General features: G+C 36.8%; 18 protein-coding genes. 14 read left to right on the top strand and 4 right to left on the bottom strand.

What is annotated here, in order from left to right; translation table 11 throughout:
• Positions 1 to 19 precede the first annotated feature (19 nt).
• The 3 genes from ACVWXS_RS01765 to ACVWXS_RS01755 are packed head-to-tail and all read right to left on the bottom strand — an operon-like array spanning position 20 to position 857.
• A complete protein-coding gene (locus ACVWXS_RS01765; protein ID WP_456955594.1) occupies positions 20 to 274 on the bottom strand; it encodes a hypothetical protein in 255 nt (84 codons plus the stop codon).
• Complete coding sequence (locus ACVWXS_RS01760; protein WP_456955592.1) at positions 249 to 479, bottom strand: hypothetical protein; 231 nt, start codon at positions 477 to 479, stop codon at positions 249 to 251. The genes ACVWXS_RS01765 and ACVWXS_RS01760 overlap by 26 nt, the downstream gene beginning before the upstream one ends.
• Positions 480 to 494: 15 nt before the next feature.
• On the bottom strand, positions 495 to 857 hold the full coding sequence (locus tag ACVWXS_RS01755) for a hypothetical protein (protein WP_456955590.1): 363 nt from the start codon (positions 855 to 857) through the stop codon (positions 495 to 497).
• A gap of 163 nt (positions 858 to 1,020) precedes the next feature.
• Here ACVWXS_RS01755 and ACVWXS_RS01750 point away from each other — a divergent pair, with 163 nt between their 5' ends.
• The 10 genes from ACVWXS_RS01750 (at position 1,021) to ACVWXS_RS01705 (ending at position 9,858) form a co-directional block, all read left to right on the top strand.
• Entirely contained in the window at positions 1,021 to 2,166 is a 1,146-nt protein-coding gene (locus tag ACVWXS_RS01750) for a M20 peptidase aminoacylase family protein (RefSeq protein ID WP_456955588.1), read from the top strand.
• Complete coding sequence (locus tag ACVWXS_RS01745) at positions 2,166 to 2,990, top strand: GNAT family N-acetyltransferase (RefSeq protein ID WP_456955586.1); 825 nt, start codon at positions 2,166 to 2,168, stop codon at positions 2,988 to 2,990. Before ACVWXS_RS01750 ends, ACVWXS_RS01745 begins: the two co-directional genes overlap by 1 nt.
• 22 nt (positions 2,991 to 3,012) lie before the next feature.
• Positions 3,013 to 4,119: an o-succinylbenzoate synthase gene (gene menC, locus ACVWXS_RS01740; RefSeq protein WP_456955584.1), complete on the top strand. Its 1,107-nt coding sequence runs from the start codon at positions 3,013 to 3,015 to the stop codon at positions 4,117 to 4,119.
• A 132-nt stretch (positions 4,120 to 4,251) separates the two neighbouring features.
• Complete coding sequence (locus ACVWXS_RS01735; RefSeq protein ID WP_456955582.1) at positions 4,252 to 4,443, top strand: hypothetical protein; 192 nt, start codon at positions 4,252 to 4,254, stop codon at positions 4,441 to 4,443.
• Positions 4,444 to 4,482: 39 nt separating this feature from the next.
• The gene (locus ACVWXS_RS01730; protein WP_456955580.1) at positions 4,483 to 5,535 is read left to right on the top strand and encodes a YkvI family membrane protein; all 1,053 of its coding nucleotides are present in this window, start codon (positions 4,483 to 4,485) and stop codon (positions 5,533 to 5,535) included.
• A gap of 276 nt (positions 5,536 to 5,811) precedes the next feature.
• Positions 5,812 to 6,762: an ABC transporter permease gene (locus ACVWXS_RS01725; protein ID WP_068984916.1), complete on the top strand. Its 951-nt coding sequence runs from the start codon at positions 5,812 to 5,814 to the stop codon at positions 6,760 to 6,762.
• A complete protein-coding gene (locus ACVWXS_RS01720) occupies positions 6,755 to 7,708 on the top strand; it encodes an iron chelate uptake ABC transporter family permease subunit (RefSeq protein WP_368637575.1) in 954 nt (317 codons plus the stop codon). The genes ACVWXS_RS01725 and ACVWXS_RS01720 overlap by 8 nt, the downstream gene beginning before the upstream one ends.
• A complete protein-coding gene (locus ACVWXS_RS01715; protein ID WP_068984914.1) occupies positions 7,705 to 8,466 on the top strand; it encodes an iron ABC transporter ATP-binding protein in 762 nt (253 codons plus the stop codon). Before ACVWXS_RS01720 ends, ACVWXS_RS01715 begins: the two co-directional genes overlap by 4 nt.
• A 65-nt stretch (positions 8,467 to 8,531) precedes the next feature.
• The gene (locus tag ACVWXS_RS01710; protein WP_456955577.1) at positions 8,532 to 9,542 is read left to right on the top strand and encodes a siderophore ABC transporter substrate-binding protein; all 1,011 of its coding nucleotides are present in this window, start codon (positions 8,532 to 8,534) and stop codon (positions 9,540 to 9,542) included.
• Position 9,543: 1 nt separating this feature from the next.
• Positions 9,544 to 9,858: an antibiotic biosynthesis monooxygenase family protein gene (locus ACVWXS_RS01705; protein WP_368637577.1), complete on the top strand. Its 315-nt coding sequence runs from the start codon at positions 9,544 to 9,546 to the stop codon at positions 9,856 to 9,858.
• Between the two features lie 261 nt (positions 9,859 to 10,119).
• On the opposite strand, the gene ACVWXS_RS01700 is transcribed toward ACVWXS_RS01705, so the two are convergent.
• Complete coding sequence (locus ACVWXS_RS01700; protein WP_456955575.1) at positions 10,120 to 10,770, bottom strand: hypothetical protein; 651 nt, start codon at positions 10,768 to 10,770, stop codon at positions 10,120 to 10,122.
• Between the two features lie 519 nt (positions 10,771 to 11,289).
• Between ACVWXS_RS01700 and ACVWXS_RS01695 the strand changes: the two genes are divergently transcribed.
• Genes ACVWXS_RS01695 through ACVWXS_RS01680 form a run of 4 tightly spaced genes read left to right on the top strand, consistent with a single transcriptional unit; the run spans position 11,290 to position 15,255 of the window.
• On the top strand, positions 11,290 to 12,192 hold the full coding sequence (locus ACVWXS_RS01695; protein WP_456955573.1) for a polyprenyl synthetase family protein: 903 nt from the start codon (positions 11,290 to 11,292) through the stop codon (positions 12,190 to 12,192).
• A gap of 15 nt (positions 12,193 to 12,207) precedes the next feature.
• Positions 12,208 to 12,363 carry a competence pheromone ComX gene (gene comX, locus ACVWXS_RS01690; protein WP_456955571.1) on the top strand — a complete coding sequence of 52 codons (156 nt, stop codon included), beginning with the start codon at positions 12,208 to 12,210 and terminating at the stop codon, positions 12,361 to 12,363.
• A 35-nt stretch (positions 12,364 to 12,398) separates the two neighbouring features.
• The gene (locus tag ACVWXS_RS01685; protein ID WP_456955868.1) at positions 12,399 to 14,657 is read left to right on the top strand and encodes a sensor histidine kinase; all 2,259 of its coding nucleotides are present in this window, start codon (positions 12,399 to 12,401) and stop codon (positions 14,655 to 14,657) included.
• Positions 14,641 to 15,255: a response regulator gene (locus tag ACVWXS_RS01680; RefSeq protein WP_456955866.1), complete on the top strand. Its 615-nt coding sequence runs from the start codon at positions 14,641 to 14,643 to the stop codon at positions 15,253 to 15,255. The genes ACVWXS_RS01685 and ACVWXS_RS01680 overlap by 17 nt, the downstream gene beginning before the upstream one ends.
• Positions 15,256 to 15,404 lie beyond the last annotated feature (149 nt).

The following is a 15,404-nucleotide window of genomic DNA, read 5'->3' as shown; positions in this document are numbered from 1 at the left end:
GTTATTTAAATAACTGTACTCACACCTTTTTTGTATTAAGGGGCATGGGAAATTTAGAAGAGCTGAAGTGGAGGAAAGAAAGGCCAAAGCGACGGATAGAACCGTCAAAGTCGTGGATAGAGCAGCCGAATTCGTGGATAGAACCGTCAAAGTGGTGGATAGAACAGCCGAATTCGTGGATAGAACAGCCAAAATCGTGGATAGCCCCGACGAAGCAACGGAAAAAAGAGCCAAAGCGACGGAAAGAACTAAGAGCGATGGAAAGAAGAGCCAAGGTGACGGATAGAGCTATCGAAGCGACGGAAAGAAGAGCCAAGGTGACGGATAGAACTCAGAGCGACGGAAAGAAGAGCCGAGGTGACGGATAGAGCTATCGAAGCGACGGAAGAAGAGCCAAGGTGACGGATAGAACTCAGAGCGACGGAAAGAAGAGCCAAGGTGACGGAAAGAGTTATCGAAGCGACGGAAAGAAGAGCCAAGGTGACGGATAGAACTCAGAGCGACGGATAGAACTCAGAGCGACGGAAAGAAGAGCCAAGGTGACGGAAAGAAAGGCCGAAGCGACGGATAGAACCGTCAAAGTCGTGGATAGAGCAGCCGAATTCGTGGATAGAACCGTCAAAGTGGTGGATAGAGCAGCCGAATTCGTGGATAGAACAGCCAAAATCGTGGATAGCCCCGACGAAGCAACGGAAAAAAGAGCCAAAGTGACGGATGGAACTATTAAATAGCGCATCATAAAGCATCATGTCCTGTAATAATGCCTTTGTGATGTTGCTACCGCTACGCTTACGCACAAAAATCCATGTTGCTCCAAGCAGCTCATCGGACGCTTTACGATAGAGCTGAGTCGGCACGGAAATGAATCCAGCGTTATAGATGTGATCTATTTATTCACTGTCTGAGTGTGATTGGTTTTTTCGTGGAATAGATTTGTTGAATGTGGGTATAAGTTTGTAGAAAAGATTTTATTTTCGTTATAATAATCGTAATAGTATGAAAATTCAGGAGGTTAGTTCTATGAAGGAAGCTTTGGATCGTTTGAGGCCGAGATTAATGGAGATTTTCACGTATTTACACGCGAACCCGGAAATAAGCTGGCATGAGATAGAAACCACAAATTATATTTTTGATTTACTAACACGCGAAGGTTTTTCGCCGGTGCGCTTTAAAAACATTACAGGGCTTTATGTTGATGTGGGAAATGGTGAGCCTAAAGTTGGTTTGCGTACGGACATTGACGCGCTATGGCAGGAGGTAGATGGCGAATTTCGAGCGAATCACTCCTGTGGGCATGACGGTCATATGACGATGGCAATTGGTGCGCTATTACTTTTGAAAGAGCTTGCTCAATCATTCAACGGTACAATTCGTGTTATTTTTCAACCAGCTGAAGAAAAAGGGACAGGTGCTTTAGCTGTTTTAAAAGAAGGAATCATTGATGATTTAGACTCTTTATTTGGTGTTCATGTAAGACCTGTCCATGAGCTGGAAGATGGTACATATTGTGCTGCGTTGTATCATGGAGCCTCTCGATTGCTCGAAGGAGAAATTATTGGAGAAGATGCCCATGCTGCAAGACCGCATCTCGGCGTAAATGCGATTGAAGTAGGGGCGACTATTATAGAAGATTTAAGAACGATTCATACAGATCCAATGGTTCCGGTATCAATTAAGATGACAAAATTCCAAGCGGGAGGAGACTCTGGCAATATTATTCCGGGGAATGCATCGTTCACCATTGATATTCGCGCTCAACAAAATGATGTGATGGACGCCCTTGCCCAAGGAGTAAAGCGAGTCATTGACTCCGCTAAGCTTTTGTATAAGGTACAGATTGAATTACGTACTGTAGCAAATGTAGTAGCAGCTGAGGTAGACCTAACTGCTCAATATAATATGGAACAGGCAATTGTTCAAGCAGTGGGGCTGTCGAAACTAAGAAAGCCAGTACGTACACCAGGAGGAGAAGATTTTCATCATTATGCTGTTCAAAGGCCGCATTTAAAATCTACAATGTTAGGTTTAGGCTGTGGATTAACACCAGGATTACATCATCCAAAGATGAGATTTAAGCAGGCAAGGCTAGTAACAGGAGTTGAGATCCTTACAAGAGCAGTATTGTTAGCGCTAGCATCGGGGAAAACAAAGGAGGATTCAGCATAATGTTAAAAAGAGTGCGTATACAAAAAATAATGACAGCTACAGAGATTGCGGAAGTACAAACCTTGAACGCGGAAATTTGGGGGAGTCAGGCTATTCCCTTGCATCAATTGTTAGCAGTTGTACAAAATGGTGGACTTGTGCTTGGAGCATATTTGGGTGAAAAGCTAATTGGCTTTAATTATTGTTTTGTTGGTTGCCGTGAAGGGATGATGTATTTACACTCACACATGATTGGGGTGGAGAAAACATATCGTGAACAAGGTGTAGGTGAATTATTAAAGCATGCCCAGCAGGAATATGCAAAAGAACATGGATTTCAACTTGTGCGATGGCTATTTGATCCGCTAGAAGCACGGATGGCTAATTTATCATTTTTGAAGCTCAATGCTTTTAGTTATCAGTATGAAAATGATTATTATGGTCCACTCCAGGATGATTTTAACGAGGGGCTACCTTCAGATCGTATTGTAATAGAGTGGTGGATTGAACGCGATCAAGTGGAGGAATCACTGGACGAATTGGAAGAAGAAGCTGAAGGAATTGTATCGTGGTCTTTGACGGTGGATGGTTTACCTGTGCTCGATATTGATAGTGAATTTCGGCGAGATCAATCATTTTATAAGGACGCCTATTTATTACCTATTCCTCAATTTTCACAAAAGATAAAAGTAGAGAGTCCTAAGCTTGCAGAGGACTGGCGTTATAAAGTTCGTACTATTTTAACGACATTATTTGAACAAAATTATGCGATTGTTCGAATGAAAAAGCATGATGAATATGTGCATAGCTATCTGTTAGTCAGACGCTCCTTATTAGCTTTATAATGAGGATAAGGAGTGAATTTTTGTGAAACTAGAACAGATTACAGTGCGGCATATAAGAATGCCTATGAAAGCACCATTTTCAACGAGTTTTGGCACAATTGATGAAAAAGAGCTCTTACTTATAGAAGCGAAAGATCAATCGGGGACTGTAGGATGGGGAGAAGCTGTTGCCTTTGTAGCGCCTTGGTATACAGAAGAGACATTAAAAACAACATGGCATATGCTTGAAGACTTTTTGATACCCATCTTGTTACATAAAGAGATTGGGCATCCAGATGAAGTCAGTACATTGTTTTCCTCTATTCGTCGTAATTGCATGGCGAAGGCCTCTATTGAAGGGGCTATATGGGATATTTATGCTCAGCAAACAAAACAATCACTTGCTCAAGCGTTAGGTGGAGATAAGGAGCGAATAGAGGTAGGCGTTAGCGTAGGTATTCAATCGTCTACAGAGGCATTAATTGATTTATTAAAAGGTCATGTAGATAAAGGCTATAAACGAGTAAAAGTAAAAATTAAGCCTGGCCACGATGTAGAAGTTATTCGTGCTATTCGAGCTGAGATGCCAGATTTGCCATTAATGGTAGATGCTAATTCGGCTTATACATTGGACGATATGAATGTATTGCAGCAACTTGATGCATTTAATTTATTAATGATTGAGCAGCCATTAGCAGTAGATGATATTGTCGATCATGCTAAGCTGCAGAGAAGGTTAAAAACGCCTATTTGCTTAGATGAAAGCATCACCTCCTATGAGGATGCTCGAAAAGCGATAGAGCTTGGTAGTTGTGGTGTAATCAATATCAAAATAGGGCGTGTTGGCGGTTTAACGGAAGCTAGGAGAATTCATGATTTATGCGAAGTAAATAATATTCCTGTTTGGTGTGGCGGTATGTTAGAGGCGGGAATCGGACGAGCGCATAATATTGCATTAACATCACTCACGAATTTTATATTGCCCGGAGATACTGCCGGCTCTAACCATTATTGGTATGAAGATATCATTACACCTGAAGTAATTGTAGAGGATGGTTATATTCATGTGCCACAAATGGCCGGAATTGGATATACACCTAATATGAAGGTAATTGATAAGCTAACAATCAGTAAGAAGGTCTATCAATAATAGGTTCATCACCAAATGTTGTGGATGACTTTTGGAAAAATGTCTACTATGTAAATAAGTTGATTAGAGTGGTGGCTGGGTGACTCCTTGGGGATAAGCGGTTCATCGGACGCCCCCAGGAAGCTTTGCTCTGTGCGAAAGCGTAGTGCTAACGTAGCGTCAGCAACAAATGTTTTATCTGCGCGAAAGCGAAGCGTCAGCGGCAAATGTTTTATCTGCGCGAAAGCGAAGCGTCAGCGGCAAATGTTTTATCTGCGCGAAAGCGAAAGCGAAGCGTCAGCGACAAAGCGCCCAGTCGGAACGGAAATCAACCACACGTTTTGATGATGATCCTAATAATAGGATAAACAGGGAGAGAACTGATTGAAAAAAAGTTTGCAAATCGGTGGTGCCTATGTAGGAATTATCGTCGGTGCGGGGTTTGCATCAGGACAGGAAATCGTACTATATTTTACGAGCTATGGTTTTTATGGAATTTATGGTGCACTTATTGCTACGATTGGATTTGCTTTAGTAGGGATGTGCATTGCACAAATTAGCTCAAGGCTACGTACGAAATCACATAAGGATTTGATTTATCAAATTTCAGGTAATACTGTAGGTTTTGTGATGGATTGTTTACTGTCGCTCTTCTTATTTGGTGTAGCAGTAATCATGTTTGCAGGAGCGGGTGCTACTTTTCAACAAATGTTTGGACTGCCAGTTTGGCTGGGGAGTATTTGCATGATTGTACTTACTATAGCGACAGTTATGATGAATATGAAAAGCATTATAAACATTATTGCTATTGCCACACCTTATCTGCTAACAATTGTATCGACCATTGCGGTCTATTCATTAGCTACGATGGATTTAACTTTTGTAGAACAAGCTGTTATTGCACGGCAAGCACAGGCAAGCTCTAAAAGTTGGTGGGTTACGGCCTTACTGTATATGTCTTTTAATATCGGTGTATGTTTTTCGCTATTAACTGTTATGTGTGGATCTATCCGCAATGAGAAAGTGGCAGGGATGGGAGGCGTTATTGGCGGGATTTTGTTAGGAGCTTTAATTTTGCTTATTAACCTTTCCCTTCTTGCGAAAATGAATGTAATCGTTGGTATAGATATACCGATGCTAGTCTTAGCGAATGAGATTCATCCTCTAGTCGGTCTACTAATGTCAATTTCTCTATTAGGGATGATTTATAATACAGCAGTGGGGATGTTCTATTCTTTCATGGTAAGATTTTTAAAACCGAGCAGGCCTAGTTTTAAAATAGCCGCTGTCTTTATTGGTGGTTTGGGTTTTTTAGCAAGCCTTGCTGGTTTTACGACGCTTGTAGCAAAGTTATATGCTGTAATGGGGTATGTCGGTTTTATTTTAGTAGTTTTTATTGTTGTTGCATGGCTCAGAGGAGTTCGACAAATGGCTTAATTGATGAGGTAATTGAGAAGGTATTAGTATTTTATTCTCAATTACCTTTTTATGTGTGTGGGAAATGTAGAGCAATTCAACCTCGAAAATAATAGAAATCACGAAAATTACGTTATTATAGCGTTGTTTTTAAGGTTTCTTGAATAAAACGATATCAATTCTCAATTGAAGGTTGACTGAGAATGGAAACATGCTTATAATGAGAATCGTAAGTAATGATAATCGTTTTCATTAAAAAGTCAATTACGAGCAAAAATGAATCTACCGGGGATTACAATGAAAATAAGATATCTTTTAACAGCAACTGTAGTGTTGTCAATTGTGTCACTATTTATCGGTGTAGTAGATATTAAACCTAGCGACCTTTTAGACTTCGAATCAGAAGAAACTAGACTATTCTTAATTAGTCGTATACCGAGACTTGTAGCAATTTTGTTAGCAGGTGCAGGTATGAGTATTGCTGGTTTAATTATGCAAAGCTTAAGTAGGAATAAATTCGTGTCACCAACAACAGCAGGTACTTTAGATGCTACTAAGTTGGGGATACTAATTTCGATGATGTTTTTCTCAAATGTCACGTATTTTCAAAAAATTACCTTTGCTTTCATATTTGCTTTAGCCGGCACATTATTGTTTATGCAAATATTAAATCGAATAAAGTTTAAAGATGCGATTTTTATACCGCTTATTGGCTTAATGTTTGGGAATATCCTTTCGTCGATTACAACGTTCTTTGCGTATAAGGCGGATATTATCCAAAACATTTCTGCATGGTTACAAGGAGATTTCTCATTAATGATGAAAGGTCGTTATGAGCTTTTATACATAAGTGTACCCGTGCTGATTATAGCTTACATGTATGCGAATCGCTTCACAGTGGCTGGAATGGGGGAGGATTTTGCAAAAAACCTTGGTCTCTCCTATAAATTCGTTATGAATTTAGGTTTAGTGTTAGTAGCACTTATTTCAACGACAGTGGTACTTACTGTTGGCGTGATTCCATTCCTTGGTTTAATCATTCCCAATATAATTTCCTTGTTCAAAGGGGATAATCTCGCTAAGACATTGCCTCATACAGCGTTACTCGGGATGTCGTTCTTATTAATATGTGACATTATAGGGCGTGTACTGATTTTCCCTTATGAAATTCCAATTAGTATGACGGTAGGCGTCATCGGAAGTGCGATCTTCCTATTTATGTTGTTTAGGGGGAAAGCATATGCGTAACCGTACAAAAATGTTGATTTTACTAGGGCTGGCTGTAGCTTCTATTTTACTGTATGTATTTTATGAACTTAATGGTAACTATCATTATGCGTTCCCGCGTCGCCTTATTAAAGTGTTTGCGATGTCGTTAACGGGGATTGCGATTGCTTATTCAACAGTGGTTTTCCAAACGATTACACATAACCGTATTTTAACGCCAAGTGTAATGGGACTTGATGCATTATATATGTTGGTTCAGACGTTCATCTATTACTTCTTTGGCTCGATGTCGATATTCGTCATTAACGCCAAATACAATTTCGTACTAGCTGTTTTAGCCATGGTTGTCTTTGCGTTAATTTTTTATCGTGTATTGTTCAAGGAAGGAAAACGCCCGATTTATTTCTTGCTGCTTGTCGGTATGATTGTCGGAACGTTTTTAGGAAGCGTATCAACGTTCTTCCAAGTATTAATAGACCCAAATGAGTTTTTAAGCTTACAAAGTAAAATGTTTGCAAGCTTCAATAATGTGAATTCGGATTTAGTGTGGCTTGCAGCTGTTGTCATAATCATTACCTTTATTTATGGTTGGCGTCACATGAACCAATTAGACGTAATGTCTCTTGGTCGTGATACAGCAATTAACCTAGGGGTACCGTATGATAAGCTTGTACAGCGTATGCTCATAGTATCTTCGGTGTTAATCGCCGTTTCTACAGCTCTTGTTGGACCTATTACATTCTTTGGCTTAATCGTGGCAAATTTATCGTATCAATTTTTTAAGACGTACAAGCACTCGGTGTTAATCGCAGGTTCTTGTGTGATGAGTGTTATTGCTTTAGTCGGTGGACAGTGGATGGTCGAACGTATTTTTAATTTCGATACAACACTTAGCGTTATTATAAACTTTGTAGGTGGTGTGTACTTCATCTACTTATTATTGAAGGAAAGTAGGTCAGCAGGATGATCCAAGTAAAAGCAATCTCCAAGTATTTTGGAAAAAAACCGGTCATTCAAGATGTCAGTGTCGACGTTGCACCAGGGAAAATTACGTCTTTTATTGGACCGAATGGTGCAGGTAAATCAACATTGCTTTCAATGGTAAGCCGTTTACTTAATGCAGACACTGGAGAAGTATTACTCGATAAATCCGAGGTACGTCATTGGAAGTCGGACGATTTTGCGAAGCGTGTATCGATTTTAAAGCAGTCAAATTATATGAATGTACGCCTAACAATTCGTGAACTCGTTTCATTTGGTCGTTTTCCTTATTCAAAGGGGAATTTAAAGCCAGAGGATGAGCAAAAGGTAGACGAGGCAATTCAATATATGAATTTAGATGATATGCAGCACAATTATTTGGATGAATTATCAGGTGGTCAACGTCAACGTGCATTTATCGCAATGGTTATTGCACAGGACACAGACTATATTTTGCTTGATGAGCCGCTCAATAATTTGGATATGAAGCACTCTGTGCAAATCATGAAAATTTTGCGTAAGCTGGTTGATGAGCTAGGGAAAACAGTGATCATCGTATTACACGATATTAACTTTGCTTCCGTATACTCTGATCATATTGTCGCATTAAAAAATGGACGTGTTGTCAAAGACGGTCCAACAAATGACATCATTAACTCTGATGCGCTTAAGGAAATCTATGATATGGATATCCCCGTTCAAGAACAGAATGGTTGTCGTATTTGCGTGTATTTTAACTCATAGAAGTAATAATGGATGGTTATATCCATCTGAATAATAAATAATAATGTTAAAGGAGCAATTTTACAATGAAAAATTGGAAATTTCTTACTGTATTAATGGCGATGATGCTATTAGTATTAGCTGCTTGCGGCTCAAAGGACGATGCAAAAAAAGAGGATACAGATTCTAAAACTGATAGTAAGCCTGCTGAAGAGAAAAAGGAAGAAGCTTCAGCTTACCCAATCACAATTCCAGGTAGCACTAATGGTGAGAGTACATTTGAAGAAGTAACTCTTAAAGAACAACCAAAGAATGTTGTAGTATTTGACTATGGTTTCCTTGATACTTTAGATGCTTTAGGCGTCGAAGTTGCGGGTGTTCCTCAAAAAACAGTTCCTAGCTATTTAAGCAAATATTCAGATACAACTTATGTAAATGTGGGATCTTTAAAAGAGCCTGATTTTGAAGCATTATCTTCAATGAATCCAGATATTATTTTCATTTCTGGTCGTCAAGCTCCTGCTTACGAAGAATTATCTAAAATTGCGCCTACTGTATATGTTGGTGTAGATAATGCTAATTTCATGGATTCATTCAAAGCTAATACTGAATTAGCTGGTAAAATCTTTGGTAAAGAAAAAGAAGCTGCTGATGCATTTGCTGCATACGAAGCAAAAGTAGAAGAAGTTAAAGCTAAAACAGCTTCATCTGATGAAAAAGCTCTAATCGTTTTAGGATCTGAAGGTTCATTATCTGCATATGGTCCTGGTTCACGTTTTGGTGTAATTCATGATGTATTTGGTGTAAAAGCTGCTGATGAAAACATTAAAGCTGAAACACATGGCGACAATGTAAGCTTCGAGTATGTACGTGAGACAAATCCAGATGTTTTATTTGTTGTTGACCGCGACTCTGCTGTAAACCCTGAAGGTGAGTCTGGTACGAAAGCTGCGATTGAAAACGAAATCGTTGGGGCTACTAACGCTGCGAAAAACAATAAAATCTTCTATTTAGATTCACAAGTTTGGTATTTATCTGGTGGCGGTTTAACTTCTGAAACTCAAAAAATTGATGACGTTTTAAAGGCGTTTAAATAATATGTTTGTACAAATTAAACGTATTGTCGTTACAGAAGGGCATTCGGATAAAATTATTGAGCGCTTTGGTGCAAAAGAAGATGGTCCAACATTACTTGAACAACAACCAGGTTTTATTGATAAGCAAGTACTCGTAAAAAAAGTACGCCGTGGTGATGAGGAAGTGCTAATTGTGATTCGTTGGGAATCAGAAGAGGCATGGAAAAATTGGGAGAAGCACCCTGAGCATGTTGCTGGTCATAAAGCAAATGCAGGTAAACCGAAACCCGATTACATGATCGAAAGCGGTCAAGAAGTTTATTATGTAAAAGGTTAATAATTAAAGGTGTCTCAAAATTCATTTGAGGCACTTTTTTTGGTTCTGCGTAGAGGCATAGCAGGCCGTCTCTCCTTTGTAGTATGTAAAGAAACAAAAGTGACGGATAGAAAGTCAGATAGGATGGGGAGGCGCATTTGCAACTGTGCCATCCCCATTATTTATAGCAGTGGGAGCTCGAAAATAAATTAATTATGCCTCGATATAAATGTGTCTGGGTTAAACCAACATAACGGTTTTAGTGACGCTTAAAACCTAAACCTAGTGTTTAATGGACGCTCTATTCCATGAATTAAATGCCGCAGTAATGTTAAAAGAAATACCGCTGTCATTAATGAAAACCCCTATAAAATGGGCAGTCGATTGTTTAGGTGTCCAATTTGCTTCCATCATAGTAATAGATTTCCCTGAAGAGGGTATATCCATTTCTAATTCTAAATTATTGAGATAATCAGGTAAGCCGACCGGTTCGCCTATTTTTACAGCATTTACACTAGAGGAAGTGCTAGAGCGATAGCCTCTTGCATTTATGATACTATAGCTTGGAGACGTATAGATTATAGGTGCATGTATGTTCAATCCTAACGTAAATGGACCTATTAAAGGCAACATAGACAAACTTTCTTCAGATACTCTTAAAATTCCATAGGGCTCAATAAAAGTATCGAGCTTTTGCAAAAAAGTATCCTCAAATCCAGGAATATCGCAAATAAGATTTGAAAATGTAGGCAGGTTATTATACTCTGCTAACGTTTCTTGGTACGCTTGTTGCTCAGCATGAATAATTATTTGCTCAATATATTGCTGTTCATTCGAAAGCTTTTTAATGTTGATTTCTTCATCAGAGACACGAATTGTACAGGAAAAAGTAGCCGTAAGTATTAGAACGTTTTCATTTACTTCATTTTTCATTTCAATCACTCCCGGTATTGACGATTTTCCTTGCTAGTAGTTTTAAATTGTTCCAATATTTTAGCTTTGAATTAATCAAAGATAGCGTTACGTGCAATACAATAAATTTGTCTTAGCTTAATGTAAGCGTATCATCAGTTAGGACGCCATTTCAATGTTGGGTTTACGCCAAAAAATGGCGGTCCATCATACAACACCGCCACTTTTTTTACTATTCCTTAACAAAAGAATGGCGTGGTTTACAGATATACCGCCACTTTTTGGCGGTTATAGAGTCATCCGTTTTTTACTGGGTGCTTTACACCTTCTCAGGGTTCAACTGTGACGATGATTCCTAAAAATTTGTCCTGTCTAAACTCCAACCAACTTAATATATATGACATAGGTTTTAACAAATATCATTGCTACTTTTGATGATGAGTATATATGTAAAATATTTACTTTATATTTTTTTGTATAGTATTAATTCCCATTAATCTGTATACTATTTGATAATATATTTAGGGGAGGAGAGGACTATTGAAGGGACTGGACGAACGGATTAATGAATCATTGGACATTCTTATTAAAAACGAGGCATTGATAGGTTATGAACTACGATCAATGCTTAAAAGCTTTAAGGAAGAAAAAAAAGAAGTTGGTTATTCGTTTGGTGAAATTTGTTATTGGCATTATGAAGCATTTACAGATTGTTTGAACGAGGACATTTATAAAATTGCTGCAGCGATTGAACTTTTAATTTTGTCCTTTGATATTATTGATGACATACAGGATCAGGATTCGAACTATAGCTGGAGTAAAACACCTGAATTATCATTAAATGTGGCTATATCTATGCTAGTTATGGCTTCTAGAATTATAAGTGGAACTTCTTTCGAACATAAAGGTACTGCTATTCAGATACTAGAAGAATATGCATTACGGAGTATAAATGGTCAGCAGCTAGATTTACTTAATATTTGTAGGGATGAGCAATCATATTTACAAATGATTGACCAAAAGTCTGGTTCTTTAACAGCGATGGGTTGTTTAATTGGTGAAGTGCTTGCAAAAGGAGAAATATCTTCCGAGGTTGAGGAGTATGGGAAATACATAGGTATTATCCAACAAATCAAAAATGATGTTCAAAGTTTAAAAGCTTGGGGACCTAAAAATGATCTGCTAAATAAAAGATACTCATTGCCTATTATTTATCTTTTATCACAGAAAAATGATGTTTCTAAAGCTGTAATAAATTATTACAACGGTGATATAGATGCAATTTTAGATAATAATGCTACAGAAAACGAGTTGACACATGGTGGTGCAATACGTTATGCAATTACTATAAAAAATGTTTACAAGTTTAAAGCATTAAATAATTTTGAAAATGTGGCTATAAACGAATTAGGTAAAGACCTCCTAAAAAAACTAATGAAATGAGGAGAGAGTTGTTTGATGAATGTAATTCAATATCTAGAACAAAATCCAGACCCAGTTGCTCCATTAAAAACACAAAAAGCCTCATTGATTGGAATTTCGTCTGTAGAACAAAAAGCAACTTTAGATGCGTTTAGTAGTGAAATAGAATTGGGTAGTAAATTTTGGGAGTAAAAACGTTGAGTAGTAAGTTATTTTGGCCCGCTATAATGCTCTATTTAGTGATTGGCCTTTATCTGAATTATGTGAATTATAGCGCGCCGTTATTAGAAATTAAGGTAGAAAAAGAGAATGGCAAGTGGGGAGTAACGCAGCCCTACTATAAAGACTGGACCGGATGGAGAAATATCTCATCGGATGATGTTATTTTAAGAGTAGATGATGTGCCAATGGATCATCTAAATCAGCTAAAATATAAATCTAAAATAATGGCGGCTAATAAAATAACAATAATGAAGCCAAATGGAGATATACAAGACATACATATCAAACATTTAGATATTCCTCACCAATTCTACTATATATTCTTAATTCCAGCTTGTTATTATGTTTTAACTCTATTCATTACGGTCTATCTACATCTTAATCAAAAAAATACAAAGCTTACTAACTTACTTATTCTTTTTATGCTAACTGTTGCATTAGCTTATGTAAGCAGTGGAGTATCTAGTAGAGTAAATGGAATTGGGATTATAGTAAATCGTAGCAGTATGGTATTATGTTTGGTCTTATTATTACATTTTTTAAGAGATTATCATTTATTTATAAAAATAAATTGGCTGTTTACAAATAATGTCAAACTCTTTTATATTTTCCCTGTAATCGCTTTTTTACTGGCCAGTATTAGTGTTTTCTATCCTGCTTCTTATTATTTTTTTAATGATGTAGTATTAACCCTTTTCTTTATTCTTCTTCTTATTATACTTAGTATCTTATTACTAAGCTATTTCAAATATAAATCACCTAAGTTGAAAATATTGTTAAGTAGTATATTGATACCGTTTCTGCCATTTCTTTTTTTGTATTCACTCCCTGAAATTTTTTTTGATACGTATATTCTTTCAGGTGAAACCAGCTCTTTATTTTTATTGCTTATCCCTTTTAGCTTTATCTTTACACAGTTAGCAGAACGATTATTTGATATTGAATACCATATTACAAGACTTCGTTATTATGTCATTTTTTCATTGATTTTTACGTTATGGTTTACAGTTGGTTTGTATTGGATTGCAGGGGAATTTTTATCAATGGCAGTCGTGTCAGGTGTTTCTTTTTTCACTTTTATATCGTTAGTTGTGCTTTTTCACATAAAAGAGAGGGTCGATTATCGAAAGCGAAAAATTTTATTTTCGACAAAAGGGGACTATATACATCAACTATATACTGCGGTAGATAGAATTGGGAAAACAATTAAAATAAATGAGCTTCTAGAGAAGTTTGCACGTGAGGTTTCATTACATCTTGAGCTAGAGCATGTATTTGTATTAACCTATGACTATGACACTAATCAATTTACTTCAACGATTGAGGGAAAACTTTCAATTAATCCAGCGTTAATAGAGGATATAAAATTAGGGGAAATACGGAGAATTGAGAACATCTACTTAGCCTTCCTCCATCAAGATGCTCATTTTAAAAGAGCCTTAGTATTGGAACATAATAACTCGATTCATATAAAAGATGAAGAGCTTCTATGGCTTGAATTGCTTTTATTATATGTAAATAATTTTATTGAAAATACAAAGATGGTGGAAGAACTGTTAGAGGAACTAAAGCATATGAGACAGGCAGATGATAGTCAATTACCTTGGTTAAACAAGCTACTATGGTTAAGATTTGAAGAGGAGAAATATCAATTAGCTCAAGAATTACATGACACTAATTTACAAGAACAGTTACATATTGCTCGGGAAGTTGATGTTCTGGTAAATGCAAAGGATCCTGCCGATATTCAACAAAAACTTGTAAAGATTCATAAGCAGATGGTTGCGTCTTTACATGAATTAAGAGCTTATTGTGAAAACTTGAAGCCTCCATTATTAGATACATTAGGGCTAAATGCAGCATTAGAAAAGCTAATTCGCAAAGTAATAGAAAGAGCAAGCTTTGAGTTGTTTTATAAGATAGATCGTCTTTATTTAGAGGATGAGCGTATGAATTTAATGATCTATCGATTATTTCAAGAATTACTCAACAATGCTATGAAACATTCCTATGCAACAACAGTTGCCATTCATCTTCAAGAAATGGGCGATGGTTTTAAAATTATTTATAAGGATGATGGTGTAGGCTGTAATGTTGATGATATCATTGTGGCAGAATCGATGGGAATTCGGGGTATGCAAGAGCGTGTAAAGGCCTTTAACGGGTATTTTTACATCGATTCACAAGTGAATGAAGGAATGTCTATTAGAATTACAGTAAAAGAAGGAAGTGACACACTTGATTACGATGCTTATAGTGGATGATCACCCTATTGTGTTAGAGGGAACGAAAAAATTATTTCAAGAAAATGAAGATATTATAGTTGATACAGAAAGTGATGCAACTCATGTCATACAGAGAATTAAAAACAAGCCGTATGATATCTACTTAATTGATATAAATATGCCATTAGAAAATGGTATTAACTTAGCCCGCAACATAAAAGCTATCCAGTCAAATGCTTCAATTATCCTTTATACAGGTAATGATATTACAGATTATTATCCACTTATTTTGGAACGAAAAATAGAAGGTATTTTAGCTAAAACAGCCTCCAAAGAACAAATATTACGAACTGTAAGAGCTATTGTAAATGGTGAAATTGTTTTACCGCAAAATTTCTTGGATTTTCTCGATAGTCGATTTAAACTGCAGGATGCTAAGCTCGATATCCACTTAAATGAAAAAGAAAAGAAAATTTTAAGATTGATTGCTAAAGGACACACGAACAAAGCAATTGCTTTAGAGTTAAATATTCCTCAGCGAACAACAGAGAGATACTTAACACAGTTGTTTTCTTTGTTGAATGTAGATTCTCGTACCGATGCTGTAAATCTTGCAGAAAGAATGAATTTACTATAGTTTAGCTATATGTTAAAGTTATTGATATTGGTATTTTTTGGTTCTTTATCAAAAGTTGTGGATGACATTTGTTAAGGTTTGGGTGAATTTAAAATACTATATATTAACTTGGTTAATCTTTCTTTAATTATAATGTTAAATACCTATAT

It is taken from the genome of Lysinibacillus sp. TE18511, assembly GCF_054062295.1.
The sequence above is the reverse complement of the archived record's forward strand: the minus strand, read 5'-3'. Positions and strand labels throughout refer to the sequence as shown.

What these genes read in the sequence shown, in the direction of transcription:
- ACVWXS_RS01750 (WP_456955588.1), top strand. Translation starts at nt 1,021, where the DNA reads ATGAAGGAAGCTTTGGATCGTTTGAGGCCGAGATTAATGGAGATTTTC.
- ACVWXS_RS01715 (WP_068984914.1), top strand. Translation starts at nt 7,705, where the DNA reads ATGATCCAAGTAAAAGCAATCTCCAAGTATTTTGGAAAAAAACCGGTC.
- ACVWXS_RS01685 (WP_456955868.1), top strand. Translation starts at nt 12,399, where the DNA reads ATGCTCTATTTAGTGATTGGCCTTTATCTGAATTATGTGAATTATAGC.
- ACVWXS_RS01705 (WP_368637577.1), top strand. Translation starts at nt 9,544, where the DNA reads ATGTTTGTACAAATTAAACGTATTGTCGTTACAGAAGGGCATTCGGAT.
- ACVWXS_RS01720 (WP_368637575.1), top strand. Translation starts at nt 6,755, where the DNA reads ATGCGTAACCGTACAAAAATGTTGATTTTACTAGGGCTGGCTGTAGCT.
- ACVWXS_RS01725 (WP_068984916.1), top strand. Translation starts at nt 5,812, where the DNA reads ATGAAAATAAGATATCTTTTAACAGCAACTGTAGTGTTGTCAATTGTG.
- ACVWXS_RS01680 (WP_456955866.1), top strand. Translation starts at nt 14,641, where the DNA reads ATGCTTATAGTGGATGATCACCCTATTGTGTTAGAGGGAACGAAAAAA.
- ACVWXS_RS01700 (WP_456955575.1), bottom strand. Translation starts at nt 10,770, where the DNA reads ATGAAAAATGAAGTAAATGAAAACGTTCTAATACTTACGGCTACTTTT.
- ACVWXS_RS01745 (WP_456955586.1), top strand. Translation starts at nt 2,166, where the DNA reads ATGTTAAAAAGAGTGCGTATACAAAAAATAATGACAGCTACAGAGATT.
- comX (WP_456955571.1), top strand. Translation starts at nt 12,208, where the DNA reads ATGAATGTAATTCAATATCTAGAACAAAATCCAGACCCAGTTGCTCCA.
- ACVWXS_RS01710 (WP_456955577.1), top strand. Translation starts at nt 8,532, where the DNA reads ATGAAAAATTGGAAATTTCTTACTGTATTAATGGCGATGATGCTATTA.